Source organism: Acidimicrobiales bacterium, assembly GCA_041394245.1.
Taxonomy (GTDB): Bacteria; Actinomycetota; Acidimicrobiia; order Acidimicrobiales; family Aldehydirespiratoraceae; genus JAJRXC01.
Map to the genome: position 1 here is coordinate 823,850 of JAWKIR010000002.1, position 17,875 is coordinate 841,724.

General features: G+C 68.5%; 17 protein-coding genes. 3 read left to right on the plus strand and 14 right to left on the minus strand.

Annotated elements, in window-relative coordinates; translation table 11 throughout:
* Positions 1–24: 24 nt before the first annotated feature.
* On the minus strand, positions 25–783 hold the full coding sequence (locus tag R2707_04095) for a hypothetical protein (protein ID MEZ5244255.1): 759 nt from the start codon (positions 781–783) through the stop codon (positions 25–27).
* Between the two features lie 43 nt (positions 784–826).
* Between R2707_04095 and R2707_04100 the strand changes: the two genes are divergently transcribed.
* Positions 827–1,033 carry a hypothetical protein gene (locus R2707_04100; GenBank protein MEZ5244256.1) on the plus strand — a complete coding sequence of 69 codons (207 nt, stop codon included), beginning with the start codon at positions 827–829 and terminating at the stop codon, positions 1,031–1,033.
* A gap of 6 nt (positions 1,034–1,039) precedes the next feature.
* Here the strand turns inward: R2707_04100 and R2707_04105 are convergent, their stop codons facing one another.
* Genes R2707_04105 through R2707_04115 form a run of 3 tightly spaced genes read right to left on the minus strand, consistent with a single transcriptional unit; the run spans position 1,040 to position 3,184 of the window.
* Positions 1,040–2,080: a TIGR00730 family Rossman fold protein gene (locus R2707_04105; protein MEZ5244257.1), complete on the minus strand. Its 1,041-nt coding sequence runs from the start codon at positions 2,078–2,080 to the stop codon at positions 1,040–1,042.
* A gap of 19 nt (positions 2,081–2,099) precedes the next feature.
* Positions 2,100–2,513 (minus strand): DUF3052 domain-containing protein, encoded by a 414-nt coding sequence (locus R2707_04110; GenBank protein MEZ5244258.1) that lies wholly within the window; start codon positions 2,511–2,513, stop codon positions 2,100–2,102.
* Entirely contained in the window at positions 2,510–3,184 is a 675-nt protein-coding gene (locus tag R2707_04115) for a hypothetical protein (protein MEZ5244259.1), read from the minus strand. The genes R2707_04110 and R2707_04115 overlap by 4 nt, the downstream gene beginning before the upstream one ends.
* Before the next feature lie 53 nt (positions 3,185–3,237).
* Between R2707_04115 and R2707_04120 the strand changes: the two genes are divergently transcribed.
* Positions 3,238–3,396, plus strand: coding sequence for a hypothetical protein (locus R2707_04120; GenBank protein ID MEZ5244260.1), 159 nt, complete (start codon positions 3,238–3,240; stop codon positions 3,394–3,396).
* Here R2707_04120 and cofH read toward each other — a convergent pair.
* The 10 genes from cofH to R2707_04170 all read right to left on the minus strand — a co-directional run bounded on the left by cofH (position 3,393) and on the right by R2707_04170 (position 17,174).
* Entirely contained in the window at positions 3,393–5,798 is a 2,406-nt protein-coding gene (gene cofH, locus R2707_04125) for a 5-amino-6-(D-ribitylamino)uracil--L-tyrosine 4-hydroxyphenyl transferase CofH (GenBank protein MEZ5244261.1), read from the minus strand. The genes R2707_04120 and cofH overlap by 4 nt on opposite strands.
* On the minus strand, positions 5,785–6,252 hold the full coding sequence (locus R2707_04130) for a helix-turn-helix domain-containing protein (GenBank protein MEZ5244262.1): 468 nt from the start codon (positions 6,250–6,252) through the stop codon (positions 5,785–5,787). Before R2707_04130 ends, cofH begins: the two co-directional genes overlap by 14 nt.
* A gap of 63 nt (positions 6,253–6,315) precedes the next feature.
* Positions 6,316–7,326 carry an S-layer homology domain-containing protein gene (locus R2707_04135; GenBank protein ID MEZ5244263.1) on the minus strand — a complete coding sequence of 337 codons (1,011 nt, stop codon included), beginning with the start codon at positions 7,324–7,326 and terminating at the stop codon, positions 6,316–6,318.
* A gap of 132 nt (positions 7,327–7,458) precedes the next feature.
* Complete coding sequence (locus tag R2707_04140; GenBank protein ID MEZ5244264.1) at positions 7,459–7,809, minus strand: hypothetical protein; 351 nt, start codon at positions 7,807–7,809, stop codon at positions 7,459–7,461.
* Positions 7,806–10,850 (minus strand): DEAD/DEAH box helicase, encoded by a 3,045-nt coding sequence (locus tag R2707_04145; GenBank protein ID MEZ5244265.1) that lies wholly within the window; start codon positions 10,848–10,850, stop codon positions 7,806–7,808. Before R2707_04145 ends, R2707_04140 begins: the two co-directional genes overlap by 4 nt.
* A gap of 414 nt (positions 10,851–11,264) precedes the next feature.
* Positions 11,265–12,485 (minus strand): acyl-CoA dehydrogenase family protein, encoded by a 1,221-nt coding sequence (locus R2707_04150; GenBank protein ID MEZ5244266.1) that lies wholly within the window; start codon positions 12,483–12,485, stop codon positions 11,265–11,267.
* Complete coding sequence (gene tal / locus R2707_04155) at positions 12,485–13,576, minus strand: transaldolase (protein ID MEZ5244267.1); 1,092 nt, start codon at positions 13,574–13,576, stop codon at positions 12,485–12,487. Before tal ends, R2707_04150 begins: the two co-directional genes overlap by 1 nt.
* Positions 13,577–13,589: 13 nt before the next feature.
* A complete protein-coding gene (gene tkt / locus R2707_04160) occupies positions 13,590–15,542 on the minus strand; it encodes a transketolase (GenBank protein MEZ5244268.1) in 1,953 nt (650 codons plus the stop codon).
* A 67-nt stretch (positions 15,543–15,609) separates the two neighbouring features.
* Complete coding sequence (locus R2707_04165) at positions 15,610–16,761, minus strand: FIST N-terminal domain-containing protein (GenBank protein ID MEZ5244269.1); 1,152 nt, start codon at positions 16,759–16,761, stop codon at positions 15,610–15,612.
* Complete coding sequence (locus tag R2707_04170; GenBank protein MEZ5244270.1) at positions 16,758–17,174, minus strand: hypothetical protein; 417 nt, start codon at positions 17,172–17,174, stop codon at positions 16,758–16,760. The genes R2707_04165 and R2707_04170 overlap by 4 nt, the downstream gene beginning before the upstream one ends.
* Positions 17,175–17,224: 50 nt before the next feature.
* Between R2707_04170 and R2707_04175 the strand changes: the two genes are divergently transcribed.
* A complete protein-coding gene (locus R2707_04175) occupies positions 17,225–17,857 on the plus strand; it encodes a TetR/AcrR family transcriptional regulator (GenBank protein MEZ5244271.1) in 633 nt (210 codons plus the stop codon).
* The last annotated feature ends 18 nt before the right edge of the window (positions 17,858–17,875 follow it).

A 17,875-nucleotide genomic window follows, 5' to 3' on the forward strand; every position in this document is an offset into this window, starting at 1 on the left:
GCCGAACGAGGGCCTACCTGAGCGTCATGTCAGGGGATTCTCGTCGCGACGTCGGACCTGAGGGTGGGGGAGGAACACCGGGGCCTCGGGATGTGTGGCCTCGCGATGCACGAGATAGTCGACGAGCTTCTCGTAGGGACCCTGGCCGACGAGCTCGACGATCTCCTCGCGTAACGATCGCCACACGGGCCGATCCTCGTTGAAGGCCAGAGGATCGTCGGTGCACCACCAGGCGAACTCGGCGCCACCCTCACCCCAGTCGTGGCGCTTCCATTCCCGCAACAGGTAGGTGGTGACGCCGTTGTCGTCGGTCCACTGATCGAAGCGCAGCGGAACCTGCCAGCAAACCTGGGGTTTCCAGTCGAGCGGGCGCTCACCGCGGGCGACGGCGGCCTGGTGGAACGCGCAGCCCGCACCCTTCGCGAAGCCGGGCCGGTTCAGAAAGATGCAGGCATCGTCGACCGTCTGGGTCACCCAGTCGCCGTCGTCGTTCTTGTGGATGGCGCCGCCCATCTCCTCTGCTCGGTCGCGCAGCTCCCACTCGTCGGGCCCGAGCTCGGCCGCGCGCTTCGCGGTTGCCTCCCGGTCTGCCTTGTCGACGAAGTGTGCGCCATAGGTGCAGCAGCCGTGCTCGTACTCCGGAGCGAGCTCGGTGAACACGCCGGGACAGCCTCGGCCGTAGATGCAGCCGTAGTTGCTCATCATGAACGTGACGTCGAACTGCCAGCTGTGGCCGTCGTCGTCGGTGAAGGTCACCCATTCGTGCAGGTCGGCCGCATCCATCCCGGCGACGGTAGCCCTGTCGTCACCCGATACGGTCTCCTACGTGGCAGGAGAGTTCGACGAGATCAAGAACCGGCTGGAAGTGATCGCCGAGGACCTGGCCGACCTGGCCATTCAGCGACTGCGCGAATCGATCGACGCGGGCGGTACCGAACTCCCGGTCGACGAGAAGCGGCTCACCCGGGCCCGGCGCGCCGTCGAGAAGGCGATCCACCTCCTCGACGAACCCAACGACGACCCGTTCGCCTAGGCCGACCTACGACGCAGCGTTGAGGGCGTCGATCATCTGACGCACGCCCGCCCAACTCCGCTTGTCGAAGCGGAAGGCCAGCCGGAACAGGTCGACGTGGTCGTCGTCGCGTCTCTCGGCGTCGGTCGCGTCGATCCGCTCGATCCGCCCCTTCGCCACGATGTGGCCGAAGCGATCGTTGAGCGTGTCCAACTCCTCGTCGCCGATGTCGCGGTGGAGGCGTAGCACCAGGCGCGACCCGACCTGGCGGATGGAGTGGTAGGTGCGGTAGAAGTCGCAGATCTCGTCGACCGCCTCCTGGATCGAGTCGGTCACCCTGACCAGCGAGAGATCGTCCGGGGTGATCATTCCCTCGTCACGCAGCTCGATCTCGACGAACTCCTTCCATCGCTTCCAATAGGTCCCTCCCGGCGGATCGAGCAGAACGATGGGGGCCGGCGTCGACTTCCCGGTCTGTACGAGGGTCAACAACTCGAACGCCTCGTCCATCGTGCCGAAGCCGCCCGGCAACATGACGTAGCCGTGCGACTCCTTGACGAACATCACCTTGCGGGTGAAGAAGTACTTGAAGTTGATGAGTTTGGGGTCGTCGGCGATGACCGGATTGGCCTCCGACTCGAACGGAAGGACGATGTTGACGCCGAAGCTCTTGTCAGCGCCGGCACCTTCGTGGCCGGCCTCCATGATTCCCGGGCCGGCGCCGGTGATGACCATCCAGTCACGGGCGGCGATCGCTTCGGCGAAGTCGTGGGCGCACACGTAGGCAGGGTCGCCCACCTTGGTACGGGCGCTGCCGAACACGGTGCACTTTCGGATGCCCTCGTAGGGAGCGAAGACCCCGAAGGCGTAGCGAAACTCCTTCACGGCCGCCGCCACCATCTTCAGTTCACCCCGATCGACTTCCTCGCGAGACAGCCGGATCGCCGACACCATCAGTTCGAAGACGAATTCGCGATCCGCGGGGTCGACATGCGCGTCGAGCAGGGCGACCAGTTCCCGATCGAGGTCGTCGTCGCCGGTCCGATAGTTCGAGGGGAAGTCGGTCACCGTCCGAAGATAGCCGCCGTCAACTCCCGCGTAGTTCCTTCCGGACCACGACCTTGAGTCCCGACCAGTCATCGTCGATCGCGCAGACCTTCACGTCGACGAGCCCGTCGGGCAGCACGACCTCTCTGACCTGGTCCTCGGTCAGGTCGACGAAGCGCGGGCTCGACTTCTTCGGCCAACACACCCAGACCGACCGGTCGGGGAAGGCCAGCGTCCACAGCTGACGGCGGCGGCGATCGAGCGCCCGGCGGTCGGCGCAGAAGACGAGACTCACGTCCGGCTTCCCGCGGGCCGACTCGCGCAGCACCACACCGTCGGGGAGGGGAGCGAGCAGCGCTTCGAGGTGCCCCGGTGCGTCCAGCGCCGCGACGACATGGCCGGCCTTGATTCCCAACTTCTTCGGCAGCGGTGTGCCGCTGTAGCCCGCGGTCACGGCACCAGGTCCGCGACGCCGTTCTTGCCCTGGAGCGAGCCGCGCACGGCCACGGGCCGGAAACGGATGAACGCCGACTCGTGGTGGAAGTCCTTCCTCGCCTGCTCGGTCATCGCGTCTCGATGGTCGCCCGCGCCACGGACCGTCGCGTCCATCGCCGCCTGGTCGTGCCACCACGACACCGTGAAGAGTGTCCGCCGCTCCGGGGCGGCGAGACCGGTCGCCCAGGTCAACCCGGGTGAGGCGAGGATGTGTCGTTCGGCCTTGGCGCCGGCTCGGAAGAAGCGGGGCGCCTGGAGCAACCGGAGCCGTCCGATGGTGATGACCAGGACGGCGCCGTCGTGGAGTGGCTCTGGGCCGGTCGGAAGGTCGGTCGGCACACCCGGCCAGCTGCCGATGGCTCGCTCCGCGGTCGCGTCGATCCGAAGCCCCTCGAACTCACCGGATGACCATGGGCCGGTGATGCCCGCGTCGGCCGCCTCGGCATCGTCCCAGAACGCGACCAGCGTCGCTCGGCCGAACTGGGGGCGCGGGACACCTGTCCCGAGCGGCGCCGCCGTGGCGACGACCGAGTACCGCAGGCCGAGCGTCGATGCCGTACGTGGTGCTCCACGCCGCAGCGACAGTGACGTCCGGGCCGTTCCCCCGGCGATCAGGACGGTTGCATGCACGATGATCCCTTCTGCGCCCGGACCGGGTGCCAGGAATGGTCTAGTCTCTGCCCATGACCCTTCGCGTGCGAATGCTCCGACTCGTCAAGCGACTCCTGCGAATCGGCAAACCGGGCGACTCGTTCTACGCCAGTCGCTCCAGCCACAACGCCTCGGCCGACGCCGGGCGTGCGGAGTTCGACGCCGACACCCGCAGCATGCAGGGCCTCTAGGCGCCCGCCACCGGAATGGCGATCCGGGTGCGCCGGGTGGTCCGGAGCGGCAACGCATCGAGATCGGGCCGTCCGTAGAGCGTCGTGCGCTGGACGAGCCGTCGACCGAGCGGCTCCACGACCCGCCGGAAGTCGTCGGGAGTGACACCGGTGCCGTGATCGGCGCCGGCCGCCCGAGAGATGTTCTCGTCGATGAGCGTGCCGCCGAGATCGTTCGCGCCGGCCTGCAGCAGCTGGGCGATCGAGCCGAATCCGAGCTTCACCCAGGAGCCCTGGATGTTGTCGATCCGACCGCGGTAGGCGATGCGGGCGACAGCGTGCATCAGGAGCACCTCGCGCCAGGTCGGGCCCCGCCGAGCCATCCTGCGCAGATAGATCGGCGACGCCATGTGGACGAAGGGCAGGCCGACGAACTCGGTGAACCCGCCGGTCTCCTCCTGGAGCGCCCGGGTCCGCAGGATGTGGTGGACCCAGTGCTCCGGTCGCTCCATCGAGCCGAACATGATGGTGACGTTGGAACCGAGGCCCACCGAGTGCGCGACCCGATGGGCCTCGAGCCATTCCTCGGTGTTGATCTTGTCGGGGCAGAGCGTCTCACGGACCTCGTCGTGGAGGATCTCCGCCGCGGTGCCGGGCAATGAGCGCTGGCCGGCGTCGCGCAGACGGGTGAGGTAGTCGACCAGGGGCTCGCCGTTGCGCTTCGCCCCCTCGGTCACCTCGAGCGCCGTGAAGCCATGAATGTGCATGTCGGGTACCGCGGCATGGACCGCCCGGGCGACGTCGATGTAGTAGTCGCCGTCGAAGTCGGGATGGATCCCACCCTGGAGGCACACCTCGGTGGCCCCGAGTTCGGCGGCCTCGATCGAACGATCGGCGATGTCGTCGAGCGTGAGGAGGTAGGGGGTGCCGCGGAGGTTGAGCGACATCGGCCCCTTCGAGAAGCCGCAGAACCGGCACTTGAACGTGCACACGTTGGTGTAGTTGATGTTGCGGTTGGCGACCCAGGTGACGTCGTCGCCGACGATCTCGGCACGGAGCTCGTCGGCCACCTCGGCCACCGCCGCAACCTCGGGGCCGCGTGCCCGGAACAGCGTGAGGATCTCGTCGAACCCCACGTCCTGGCCGTCGCGCACACCCTGGAGGACCTCGGCGACCGCGCTCCCGGCGCGGGCGGAGACGCGGCCGGGCACGAGTACCTGCGGATCGCCGCCCGCCCCGACATACCACTGCGTCGAGAGGTCGCCGACGAGATCGAACTCGGCGCCGTCGCCGACCTTGGCCTTCTCCATCGTGCGTTCGGGCCAGACCGAGCCCGGATCATCGCGAGCGAACCCGTCGCTGTCGGAACGATCCATCACCGCGAAGCGCAGGCCCTCGTCGATCCAGGTGTCGGGATCACACGCGAAGCGTGAGTGGATCGTGAGCCGCGGCGCGAGCGTGTGGCCTCGCGCCTCCGTCACCTCGCGGAGACGATCGAGATCGGGCCACGGGCGCTCCGGGTTCACGTGGTCGGCAGTGACGGGCGAGACGCCACCCCAGTCGCTCACACCGGCGTCGAGCAGGTCCCCGAAGTCGTCGGAGAGGTTCGGCGGCGCCTGAACGTGCACGTCGGCGGGCAGGATCAGCCGGGCCAGCGCGATCGCCTCGAGATAGTCGGGGCGGGGACAGGGCGGCGCATTGTGCATCGCCGTACCGTCCTTGGGCAGGAAGTTCTGCACGATGACTTCCTGCACGTGTCCGTGGCGGACATGCGACGCGGCGATCGCCTCGAGCGCCGCCACCCGGTCCTCGCGGTCCTCACCGATGCCCACGAGGATGCCGGTCGTGTAGGGGATCTTCTGCTCACCGGCCCACTCGAGCGTGTCGAGTCGCCGTTGTGGTTCCTTGTCGGGCGCGCCCCGGTGACAGTCGAGATCGTCGCGCAGCGACTCGATCATCATCCCCTGGCTCGGCGAGACCGCCCGCAGGCGGGCGAGTTCGTCGGCGTACATCGCGCCGGTGTTGGCGTGGGGGAGCAGACCGGTCTCGTCGAGCACCAATCGTGCCATCGCGATCACATAGTCGACCGTGGTGTCGTAGCCGTGGCGTCGGAGCCAGTCCTTGGCCACCGGATACCGCTTCTCGGGTCGTTCACCGAGGGTGAAGAGCGCCTCGTGGCATCCCATCTCGGCGCCGCGCCGGGCGATGTCGAGCACCTGCTCGGGATCGAGGTACGGCGCGTCGAGCCGGGCCGGCGGTTGGGCGAACGTGCAGTAGCCGCACTTGTCCTGGCACAACATGGTGAGCGGGATGAAGACCTTGGGCGAGAACGTGACCACGGTGCCGTGGGCCTCGTCTCGTACCGCCCGGGCGCGAGCCATGAGCTCGTCGAGCGGAAGGGCCAGGAGATCAGGACGAGGCATGGACTGCTTCCTCGGGGGTTTGACGGCCGGGACCCGGTCGTGACGAGATCTGGGTGGGGGAGACGGGGAGATTGCACGTGGTGCACCACGGCTGGAGTTCGAGCCGGGTGCCACATTCGTCGTGCACGAGTTCGGTGGGCGCTCCGTCGTCGCTGCACCAGTCGTCGCCCCACCGCATCAACGCGAGCAGCGCGGGCGACAGGGCTCGGCCCTTCTCGGTGAGGCGGTACTCGTGGCGCAGCGGCCGGTCCTGGTAGGGAACCTTCTCGACGACCTCGGCCTCGACGAGAGCGGAGAGGCGATCGGTGAGGAGATTCCGGGCGATACCGAGGTCGTGCTGGATCTGCGAGAACCGGCGCACCCCGCGAAAGACGTCTCGCAGGATCAGCAGCGTCCAGCGATCGCCGATCACGTCGAGCGTGCGTTGGATCGAGCAGTCGCCGGTCGAGGACATCGTGCCGGGACTCTAAACCGGGTCAGTTTCGAATTGCAACCGACTCCGGGGGACGACCGGGCGTCAGGACGCGAACACGTGGGTGGCGTGCCACCCGCCGGAATCCGACCGCCAGAATCCGACCCCCACCGCCGTGTAGTGCGGATTGGTCATGTTGGCGTAGTGCCCCGGGCTGTTGACCCACAGTTCGTGCATCTTGTCGGCCGCCGCCTCGGGCGACGCGTATCCCGCACTCCACCATGCGATGTTCTCACCGTAGGGGAGATCGCTGTGATGGAAGTCGCCGGTCACGTCCATGGTCCGGGACCAGTCGCGGGCATCGGCATCCATCGACGCGAGGCGGACCAGCGGCGCGAGCCCGAGACCGGCCCGGAGCTCGTTGAGCCGATTGAACGACTGGGCCTCGGCGACCGCCAGTTCCACCTCGGCCGCGGCGGTCGCGCAGTCGCCGCCCGCGATGACATCGACGTCAGGGCTGCCGGCCGCCCGGTAGAGGAACGCAGCCACCTCGCCGCGGGTGACGTAGCGGGAAGGGGAGAAGGTGGTGGCGGAGGTACCGGTGGTGATGCCCTCGGCCACCATCCAGCCAACGGCGTCGGCGAAGAAGTCCGTAGCTGCGACATCGACGAACGACTCGCTGCCGCTGGCCGGCGACCCCGCAGCCCGGTAAAGGAACGTCGCCAACTCACCCCTGGTCACGAGCCGGTCCGGTGCGAATGTCATCGGCGTCGTCCCGGTCGTGATCCCGTCCTCGACCATCCAGCCCACCGCGTCCGCGTAGTACGCGCCAGGGGCGACATCGACGAAACCGGAGTCGCCGCCGGCGGGTTCTCCCTGCACACGATGGATGAACGTGGCGACCTGACCGCGCGTCGTCGCCGTTCCGGGGGAGAAGCAGCCCGGCGAGGTCCCGGAGGTGATGTCGTTGTCGACCATCCACTGCACGGCCTCGGTGTAGAACTCGTCGCCGGCCACATCGCCGAACCCGGCGACGGCCCCGGCGGGCATGACGCTTCCGAGCGTGACGACGAGCGCGCCGATGGCCACCGTGGCTGACCGAAGGCTTCGTCGCATGGTTCACCCCCTGTGGCGCGATTCGTCCAATAGGAGTCGACGCGTGGGCAACCCCGCTTTACCAGAATCGCAGCCACTGACGGTGGCGGCCCGCAATGACGCACCGTGAGGTCGAAAAAGGGGCCGGACGACCTATCCGTTCTCGGCCGAATCGTCGACTGCTTCGAGGGCGCCGGCGGCGGCGAGCGCGCCGGCGAGGAACGCGGCCCGCTCGTAGACGAGCGAGAACCAATGCTCGGCCGGCGTCTCGTTGCCGGTCAGCGGAGGGCGACCCAACGACGTCAGCACGGCACGCACGTCGGGGGAGTGCCGGATCCCGTCGATTCGATCGGGCAGGAGCTCGGGGTCGCCCCAGAACTCCCGCAGGTCGACCTTCGGTGCGTCCTTTTTCTGGGCGCCCTGACCCGACGCCGGCGCATTCGCGCCACCGCTGCGATTCCGCGAACGCGGTCGCTTGCGGCGGGACTGATTCCGCTCGTTCACGACACGACCTCCTCGGACGTGGTCGATTCTGTGATCTCACCCTCGACGTCGAGGAGCGCCGACGCATCGATGCCGAGCGCCATCTGCAGCTGGTTGGCATCGAGATCGCCGATCGAACTCGACTTCGGAAGGGTGAGGTTGGCGATCTGCCGTTTGCCGGCGACGACCTCCTCGACGCGCTCGTCGATGGTTCCCGGACACACGAGGCGATGGCAGATGACCGTGTTCTCCTGGCCGATGCGCCACACCCGGTCGCGAGCCTGATCCTCGACCGCCGGGTTCCACCATCGGTCGTAGAGCACCACATGGTTCGCTGCGGTCAGGTTGAGTCCGGTGCCGCCGGCCTTGAGCGAGAGCACCATGGCACCGGCGCCGGGGGACTTCTGGAACTCGTCGACGAGGCGGTCACGGGCGCCCCGGGCGAGGCCGCCGTGATAGCAGTGGATCGTCTTGCCGGTCCGCTCGCTGAGATAGCCGGCGAGGGTCTCACCCCAGGTGGCGAAGTGGGTGAAGACCAGCACCTTCTCGTTGGCTGCGAACACGTTGTCGATGATCTCGTTGAGCCGCACGAGCTTGCCGGATCGCCCCTCGATGCCCCGGTCGTCGGCCTGATAGTTCACCGGGTGGTTGCAGATCTGCTTGAGGGCCGTGATCGCAGCCAGCACGGCACCCTTGCGCTCGGGGGTCCCCGGCTCTCGCTGCTCGCTGTCGGCGATCAGCGTGTCGATCACGGCCTGGTAGAGGCCGATCTGCTCGGGGGTCATCGCGCAGTGCTCGAGCTCGTCGATGCGGTCGGGGAGTTCCTCTGCGATCGCCGGTTCGGCCTTGGTCCGTCGGTAGACGAGGATGCCGTTGAGCGCCCGCAGCGCCTGCTCACCCTCGTTGGACGCGTGGCTGTTCTGCTTCTCCGGTGTGAGCTGCGAGACGAAGGCGGCCCGCGGTCCGAGGAGTCCGGGATTGGCCCAGTCCATGATCGCCCAGAGATCACCGAGCCCGTTCTCGATCGGTGTGCCGGTCAACGCGATACGAGTGTGCGCATCGAGGCGTCGCAGCTCGCGACTGGTCTCGGCGGCCGGGTTCTTGATCGCCTGCGCCTCGTCGATCACGACCTTGCCCCACGAGAACTCGCTGAGCTCGTCCATGTCGCGCACGGCGGTGCCGTAGGTGGTGATGACGAGATCGGCCTTGCGGATCGCTGCACCGAGGGCGGGCCCCTTTGCCCGTGATGCGCCGTGGTGGACGAGGATCCGCAGATCGGGAACGAACGTGCGGGCCTCGCTGGCCCAGTTGCCGACGACCGCCGGCGGCGCGATGACGAGCGAGGTGCCGAGATCACGAGCCGCCAGCAGATTGGCGAGGGTCGTCGGCGTCTTGCCGAGCCCCATGTCGAGGGCGAGACACCCGCCGAGTCCGGCATCGCCCAGGAAGTTGAGCCACGCCAATGCGTCGGCCTGGTAGCTGCGGAGCTCGCCGTTGAACCCCTCGGGCGTGGTGTCGGGAGACTCCGGCAGCGCTTCGACGCTGCGCAGGAGATCCGCAGCCCAGCCGTCGCCGACGATGTTGATCCCACCGGCGAGCGGCGACCCCTCGAGGCCGAGGGCATGGCGGAGCATGTCGGCGCCCGTGAGCCGGGTCTTGTCGGCCCGCTCGGCGAGCGCCGCGGCCGCCTCGACGAGGTCGGCCCGGTCGATCTCGACCCACTGCCCGCGGGACTTCACCAGGGGTCGGGCCTCTGCGGCAAGCTTCGATATCTCGGCGGCGGTGAGTTCGACCTCGTCGAACACCGCCGACCAACGCACATCGGCCAGCTGCTGGGCCCCCACGACGCTTCCGTCGGCCTCGGAGGTCAGGCGCAGCGAGGCCGTGGCCTTCTGTCGCCGCAACTGGGGGACACGCACGTCGAAGCCGGCAGCCCGGAGGATGTCGCCCGATGTGGTCATGAGCTTCCACGCCTCGTCCTGCGACAAGATGACCTCACCACGGCGACGTCCGCCCAGACGCAACAGCTCGGGAAACAGTCGCTCGAGTCGGGCGAGCTGGGCGGCCGTCTGCTTGGCTCGGGTCTTGGTGCCCGTCGTGACGGCGACCTCGACCGGTTCGAGCTTGCCGTCGTCCGACGGCGCGAGGACGGCGACGTGCCACGCGTCCATCTCATCGGGCGGGTCGAGCTGCACGACGAGTCGACGCCCGACCGCACCCATCACCGGCTGGGCCCAGACGCCCATGCGGCGCACCAGCTCACCGCCGGACTTCGTCGGTGCGAGGAACGGCTCGCCGTCGAGCCGACAGAGGGCCGCCTCGGCCACGTCCTGCTTGGTCGTGACCTGGGGCGGCATGGCCGGGGTCTCGAGCTGACCGGCCGCGAACGACACGATCGCGTCGGTGAGATCGGTCAGCGCGGCGAGCGTGAACTTCTCCTTCTCCTGCTCACGACTGCCGAGCATCGCTGCACCCGGAACGGAAGCGACGAGCCCTTCGAGCACGGTGTCGTCGATGAGCGCCGGGCTCCAGCGCATCCGGAACGTGCCCTGATCCGGTGTGGAGGGATCCTTCCGGCGACGCTTCTGCTGGACCAGTTCGGGTACGTAGCGGCCCTGCATGACCATCTCGATGGCGGCCGCCGTGGCGATGCCCATCCATGTCACGCTCACGCCGACGCGCTCGTCGTCGGCGGTGCCGCCGAGTGGAGCGAGCCACCCCAGGACCTTCGCGATCGGGGCGGACACGGTCGCCACGCGACCGTTGCCGGGAATCTTGACCGTCGCCCGCTCATCCCAATCATCGACCACTCCGCCGAGATCGCGGATTCGTTGCAGCACCTGCTCGTCGGTCTCGGGCCGCTGCCCGGGTCCGGACGCCCAGGCCACGATCCGCCCGTCGGAGCGCGACAGATGGAGCTGGACCGTGCCCACGACCTCGGGTGGCGCCGCCGACGCGTGGCGTTCGTCCTCGGGCTGGAGGTCGGACGGATCAGGCTCGCCTTCGAGCTCGGTCAGCACTTCGTCGATGCGCCAGCAGTCCCGGTCGAGATCGGCGAGCACGAGCGCCCGTTCGGCGCCGCGCAGGTCGCGCCGCGCGGTGGTCAGCTTTGCCTCGGCCTCGTCGAGAAGCCGCCAGAGGCTCGCGGACCAGGCGGCGCGGCGCTGATTCAGATAGTCGGTCTCCTCGGCGGTCGCACGACCGTCGAGATGGGCTTGGACCAGACGATCGAGCTGGCTCGACGTCAGGACCGCCCCGTCGGTGCTGGTAACGGTTTTCTCCTACGGCAGGCGAAACAGGTGCTTCACGAGGAAGCGTTTCGGACGAGAACCACGCCTTCGTCGCCCGCAGGGGAGCGGCGCCTGACCTGGCCACCCGGCGTCGGTTCCGTGATCCGCGCCGGTATGTCCGTTGCATGCCCTTCGGCAGCAACACACTGGCGATGAGTGTACGCGAATCCGAGCGAGACCCACCCCTCAGGTTGGTCTGGGCTCCTTGGGCAGCCCCAACACCATCTCGCCGAGGATGTTGCGCTGGATCTGCGACGTTCCCGCGTAGATCGTGCCGGCGCGGGCGTTGTAGAACGCACCGAGCCACGACGCCGTGTTGTTGCCGGATCCGGGGAGATCTCCCCAGAACGAACTGCCGGCCGGCTTGCCCTCCGACACCATCGCCGCCGCACCGAGCACGTCGACAGCAAGCTCGGTGAGCCGCTGGTGATACTCGCTCCAGTAGATCTTGAACATCGACTCGGTGGGCCCGGGCACGCCGCCGGCGAGGAAGTTCGTCAGCGATCGCTTGCCGAGGTACCCCATGATCTCGACTTCGGTGTGCATCCGGGCGAGACGATCACGAAGCACCGGATCGGACGACGCGCCGGTCTGCTTCGCGAAGGCCAGCAGCTTCTCGGCTTCGGCCTTGAACATGATCGGCATGGTCGCGGCGGCTTCGCCGCGCTCGTAGCCGAGCAGGGTCATCGCGACGGCCCACCCACCGTTGACCTCGCCGATCACGTTGTCCCTGTGGGTCCGCGCGCCGGTGAAGAACGTCTCGTTGAACTCCGAGTCGCCCGAGAGCATCGCGATCGGACGGACCTCGACACCGGGCTGCTCCATCGGACACAGCACGAAACTGATGCCACGATGCTTGGGCGCGTCGGGGTCGGTGCGGCACAGCACGAAGATCCAGTTGGCGGTCATTCCCGCCGAGGTCCAGATCTTCTGACCGTCGATGACCCACTCGTCGCCGTCGAGACGAGCGCGACAACCGAGCCGTCCCAGATCGGATCCCGCGTCGGGCTCGGAGTACCCCTGGCACCAGACGTCGTCGCCGCTGATGATGCGGGGCAGGAAGTGGGCCTTCTGCTCCGGCGTACCCCACTGGAGGATGGTGTTGCCCACCATCTGGATGCTGAACGAGTCGTTGAGTCCACCGGTCGGGACACCGGCCCTCTGGAACTCCTCGGCCAGCACGACCTGCTCGAGCTCGCTCAGCCCTCCACCGCCGTACTCGGTCGGCCACGCAGGTGCGAGGTAGCGGTTGTCGGCGAGGGTCCGCCGCCAATCGGCGGTGAACCGATCCGCTTCGTCGCGCTCGAGCGCGCCGATTCCCTGCCAGTTCGACGGGAGCTTCTCGCCGAGAAACGTCCGGATCGTGTCCCTGAATGCCTCGGCCTCGGTGCTGTACGACGGATCCATCAGCCGAGGGCTTCCGCCTTCGTCGCGAGAACGCTCAGGAGCTCGTCGAAGCTCTTCTCGAATGCCGCGACACCCTCGTCCTCCAGGAGTTGGGTGACGTCGTCGATGTCGACGCCGACGGCAGCGAGGCGGTCCATCACGTCGCGCGCCTCGTCGAGGTCGGCATCGATGGTCCGCGCGACCGTGCCGTGATCCTCGAAGGCTTCGAGCGTGTTGTCGGGGAGGGTGTTGACGGTGTCGGGGCCGATCAGCTCGTCGACATAGAGCGTGTCGGGGTAGTCGGGATTCTTGGTCGACGTCGACGCCCAGAGCGGTCGCTGCACACGCGCGCCCCGTGCAACCAGGGCCTCCCAGCGCGAACCCGAGAAGGTCTCGCGGAAGAGGGCGTAGGCGAGCTTGCCGTTGGCCACCGCTGCCTTGCCCCGCAGCGCCAACGCCTCGTCGGTACCGATCGCGTCGAGCCGCCGATCCACCTCGACGTCGAGTCGACTGATGAAGAACGAGGCGACGCTCGAGATGTCGGACAGGTCCCCCTCGGCCCGCTCGAGACCGGTGATGTAGGCCTCCATCACCTCGGCGTAGCGGGCGAGCGAGAAGATCAGCGTGACGTTGATCGACCGCTTCTCGGCGATCATCTGCTCGATCGGCGCGAGGCCCTCTGCCGTCGCCGGGATCTTGACGTAGAGATTCGGCGAGTCCAACTGCTGGTCGAGCGCGCGTGCAGCGGCCTCGGTACCGGCGCTGTCGCGCGCCAGTCCCGGGTCGACCTCGACCGACACGTAGCCGTCGAGCCCGTCGGATTCGTCGTAGACGGGACGGAGGATGCCGAGCGCGGAACGGATGTCGCTGGTGACCAGCTGCCAGTACGACGCCTCGACGTCGAGGCCGCCCCGGATCGCACCGGTGAACTCCTCGTCGTACTCCTCGGAGCCCTGGATCGCCTTCTGGAAGATCGACGGATTGGAGGTGAGACCGCGAACCCCCCGCTGCACCCATGTCTCGAGCTCACCGCTCGTGATCCATCCGCGGCGGATGTTGTCGAGCCAGGGGCTCTGACCGTGCTCGGAATAGAGGTCGTGCAGGCGGGACATGGGTCCTCCGGGATCAGGGTGCGAGAAGCTCGCGGGCACGGGCGACGAGGTTGTCGGCGCTCATGCCGAGCTCGTTCAAGACCGTACCGCCCGGAGCCGACGCACCGAACCGATCGATGCCGACCACATCGTCGACCCAGCGGTGCCACCCCTGGGTGACACCGGCCTCGATCGCGATCGACGGGACCGAACGGGGGATGACGGTGGCCTGCACCTCGGCACCCGCCGCCTCGAAGAGCTCCCACGACGGCATCGACACCACGCGAGCCGCGACGCCTTCGACCGCGAGCCGGTCGGCGGCGTCGACGCACAGCGCCACTTCGGAACCGGTGCCGACCAGCGTGATGGCGGCATCGGCGGCATCACGCAGGACATAGGCGCCCTGGGCCACGCCGTCGGCCGAGGTGCCCTCGAGCACCGGCACGTTCTGACGGGTCGTGATCAACGCCGTCGGCCCGCCGGACCCGACGGCGACGCGCCATGCCGCTGCGGTCTCGTTGGCGTCCGCGGGCCGGATGACTCGCAAGCCGGGAATCGCGCGAAGCGATGCCAACTGCTCGACCGGCTGGTGGGTGGGGCCGTCCTCGCCGACGCCCACGGAGTCGTGGCTCCAGACGAAGAGCACGCGCGCCTGGGAGAGCGCGGCGAGCCGCACGGCGCCGCGCATGTAGTCGGCGAACACGAGGAACGTACCGACCACCGGGATCGCGCCGCCGTGCAGCGCCATCCCGTTGGCGATCGCGCCCATCGCGTGTTCGCGTACACCGAAGTAGATCTGGCGACCGCCCGGATTCGCCGCGGAGAACACGCCCTCGTCCTTGATGACGGTGCCGGTGTTGCCGGTGAGATCGGCGCCACCGCCGGTCAGCCCGGGGACCAGCGGTACCAGCGCCTGGAGCGCGACATTGCAGGCCTTGCGGGTCGCGATCGAGTCGCCGACGTCGAACGAGGGGAGCGCGTCCTCCCAACCGGGCAGACCGGTGCCGGCCAGTTGGGCCTCGAGCACGCTGCGGTCTCCGGTGAACGCGGCCACGCGTGATTCCCACGCCTCTCGGGCAGCGGCGCCGCGCGCACCCCGGATCCGGTACTCGTCGAGGACATCGCCGGGGACCTGGAACGACTCGTCGGGCGGCATGCCCATGACCTGCTTGGTCGCCGCGATCTCTTCTTCGAAGATTGCGTAGCCGTGCACCTCGGGGGTGTTGGCGGACTCGGTGGCGGGTGTGCCGATGATCGTGCGGATGATGACGAGCGACGGCTTGTCGGTGACCGCCATGGCCGCGCGGATCCCGGCCTCGATCGCATCGAGGTCTTCGCCGACCGCGCCCAGTTCGTGGACGTCCCAGCCGTAGGCGCGGAACCGGGCCGCCGCGTCGTCGGTGAGCGCCAGTTCGGTCTCGCCGTCGATCGTGATGTGGTTGTCGTCGTAGCACAGCACCAACTTGCCGAGCCCGAGGTGACCCGCCAGCGACGCGGCCTCGTGGCTGATGCCCTCGGACAGATCGCCGTCGCCGCAGATGCCGAACACGTGGTGATCGAAGATCTCGGCGCCGTGACGGGCGCGGAGTTGGGCCTCGGCGATGGCCATCCCGACCATGTTGGCGACACCCTGGCCGAGCGGACCGGTGGTGACCTCGACGCCCGCGGTGTGACCGACTTCCGGATGCCCCGGCGTCGCGGAACCCCACTGCCGGAATGCCTTCAGGTCGTCGAGCGCGAGGCCGAACCCGGCCAGGTGCAGGAGGGAGTACTGCAGGATCGACGCGTGGCCGGCCGACAGGACGAACCGATCGCGGTCGACCCAGTCGGGTCGACCGGCGTCGTAGTTCATGACCCGGCTGTAGAGCACGTGCGCGAGGGGCGCGAGCGACATCGCCGTGCCCTGGTGGCCCGAGCGGGCGGCGTGTGGCGCGTCCATGGCCAGGCCGCGAATCGTGCTGACGGCGCGCGCGTCGAAATCGGTCATTCGTACTCCCAGGTGACGGAACCCGACGGACCCTATCCGAGCGATCGCGACTCGGTTCGGATGATGCTCAGCCGTAGAACAACAGGATCGAGGCGGTCAGTCCGTGGACGTGGTTTCGCCCTTGCACCGGCCCCAGTTCGCCGGCGCAGAACATGCCCGCGACGGCGCCGCCGTGGACTGCGGCGTGCACCATCTCGGCGTCGTGGTCGGGTTCCCCGAACAGGCGCACGCCGCGCCCGTTGCACGTGAACACCAGCGCAGCATCGGCACCGACGGGTGCGAGCATCTCCCGGAGGTCCTCGGAGGCACTCGCTGCGTCTCGCACGTGGAACTGCAGCGTCGTGCCGACGGGCGCGTGGTCGCCGATCCGGATCGCACCGGCCTCGTGATCGGCCCCCAGCACCCCGCGGATCAAGAAGTCGCCTCTTCCGAACTCGGCCGCTCGTTCGTCGATCACGAGACCGACGTGGAGGCCGCGCGACAGCAACTCGCGCTCGTCGCCGTCGGCATCGTCGATCACGCCGCGCAGGCGTTCGAGGGCCGGCCGCGAGGCCAGCTCGTGCACCATGTTGCGGTCCGACGACGTGACGATGAGCGGGGTACCGACCGGCCGGCAACCCTGCGAGACGATCGTCGTGTCGTCGAGACCCTCGGGCAGCAAGATGCCGACCGCACCGTCGATGTGGGTCTCCCCCTGGACGACGAGACGATTCGCTCCCGGGCCACCCGCCGAGGCCATCCCGCCGACGATGGCGAGGCCGGGGTACTGCTCGTTGCCGGCCTGGAGGAACGCCTCGGTCGGGAACGAGTACGGCTCGGTCAGCAAGATGAGCGTGCGTCGACCGATCCCGGCGCCGTCGGGCATCCCCACCACGGCGGTTCCGTCGGGTGAGCGCACCACCTCGAGACGGACGGCCTCGGCCGGTCCGGTCCGTCCCGCCCAGACCGACACGGCGGGCACGTCCTCGGTCTCCGTGGGTCCGCCGATCACCCCGACGGCGGTCGATCCGATGAGTGCGCCCGGCTGGAGGATCGCGTTGACCGCCGACGCGATGTCGGTGATGGCGTCGGCATGCGCACCGGCGACGAACAGCAGCACGACGTCGGCGCCGGGACCGACCTGATCGAGCACGGCGCCCGCGGCTTCGGCCACGGCATGCGCGGGGTCTGGATGCTCGCTGATCGCGGCGCCGAACGTCGCGGCGCCGGCAGCGGTCACGCGGTCTCCACCGGCGGGAGGAGCGTGTAGGGGACGGTGGTGTGGGGGCCGTGACCGATCCGACAGCGGGCCTCGATCGAGCCGTAGTCGTCGAACTCGAGCTCGGCCCGCACCAGCCGGTAGGTGAACTTCCCGGGCTCCACGTCGAACGGTTGGACGTTGCGGGCGATCTGCTCCTCGCCACGATGGAAGGTCACCTCGAGCACGCCCTGCCCGGCCGCCTCGAGCGGGCAGCGGATGATCACGCAGAGATGCGGCGCCCAGGTCAGCGGCAACGGTGACGGGGCCGGCGCACTGAACTGGATGCCCTTGAGATCGATCCTGGTCGACGGTCCCGCCACGGGGCGGAGGTCGATCTCGTCGATGAAGAGGGCAGAGACGATCTGCATGTCCGTTGCTGCGTCGGTGGCCATGCGCGCACGCTATCGGGGGCTGTGTCGCTCGTCCCACTACGATGCGACCGGTGACGGGGACAACGACTGCCGACTCGGAGATGACGACGCGTGAGGCGATCGTCACCGCGTCGCGCCGCCTGTTCGCCGAACGCGGCTTCGACGGGACGTCGCTCAACGACATCGCCGCGGTCGTCGGCATCCGTCGCCAGAGCCTGCTCCATCACTTCCCGTCGAAGGAGGCGATGTACCGCGACGTCTTCGAACGGGCGCTCGCCGAGTGGTACCAGCGGGTCGAGTCCGCGGTGTCACAGTCGTCAGCGAGCGGGTGGGATCAGGTGGACTACGTGCTCACCGCCGGTTTCGACTTCTTCCGGGACAACCCCGACTTCGTCCGCATCGTCCGTCGAGAGGCGCTCGCCGAGGAGGGAACCGGCCACATCGAACTCGGAGTGGCCCTGCAGCCACTGTTCGCCCGGGCGGTCGAGTACTTCGAACGAGAGATGGACGCCGGGCGTTTCCGGCGCCACGACGCCGAACAGCTGCTCCTCACGGGCTACGGCGCACTCCTGTCGTACTTTTCCGACGTCGCCTTCATCGGCGATCTCCTGCTGCGCGATCCGCTCGACGATGCCTCGCTCGACGCCCGCCTGACCCACGTGCGCGAGCTGTTTCGAGCCGCGCTCGAACCCGCGGCGACGTGACCCTGAGGGGGGCGGCAC

Bases quoted from the DNA above. Each gene is read 5' to 3' on its own strand.
- R2707_04095 (MEZ5244255.1), bottom strand. From the start codon at position 783: ATGGATGCGGCCGACCTGCACGAATGGGTGACCTTCACCGACGACGAC.
- R2707_04120 (MEZ5244260.1), top strand. From the start codon at position 3,238: ATGACCCTTCGCGTGCGAATGCTCCGACTCGTCAAGCGACTCCTGCGA.
- cofH (MEZ5244261.1), bottom strand. From the start codon at position 5,798: ATGCCTCGTCCTGATCTCCTGGCCCTTCCGCTCGACGAGCTCATGGCT.
- R2707_04130 (MEZ5244262.1), bottom strand. From the start codon at position 6,252: ATGTCCTCGACCGGCGACTGCTCGATCCAACGCACGCTCGACGTGATC.
- R2707_04135 (MEZ5244263.1), bottom strand. From the start codon at position 7,326: ATGCGACGAAGCCTTCGGTCAGCCACGGTGGCCATCGGCGCGCTCGTC.
- R2707_04150 (MEZ5244266.1), bottom strand. From the start codon at position 12,485: ATGGATCCGTCGTACAGCACCGAGGCCGAGGCATTCAGGGACACGATC.
- tal (MEZ5244267.1), bottom strand. From the start codon at position 13,576: ATGTCCCGCCTGCACGACCTCTATTCCGAGCACGGTCAGAGCCCCTGG.
- tkt (MEZ5244268.1), bottom strand. From the start codon at position 15,542: ATGACCGATTTCGACGCGCGCGCCGTCAGCACGATTCGCGGCCTGGCC.
- R2707_04170 (MEZ5244270.1), bottom strand. From the start codon at position 17,174: ATGGCCACCGACGCAGCAACGGACATGCAGATCGTCTCTGCCCTCTTC.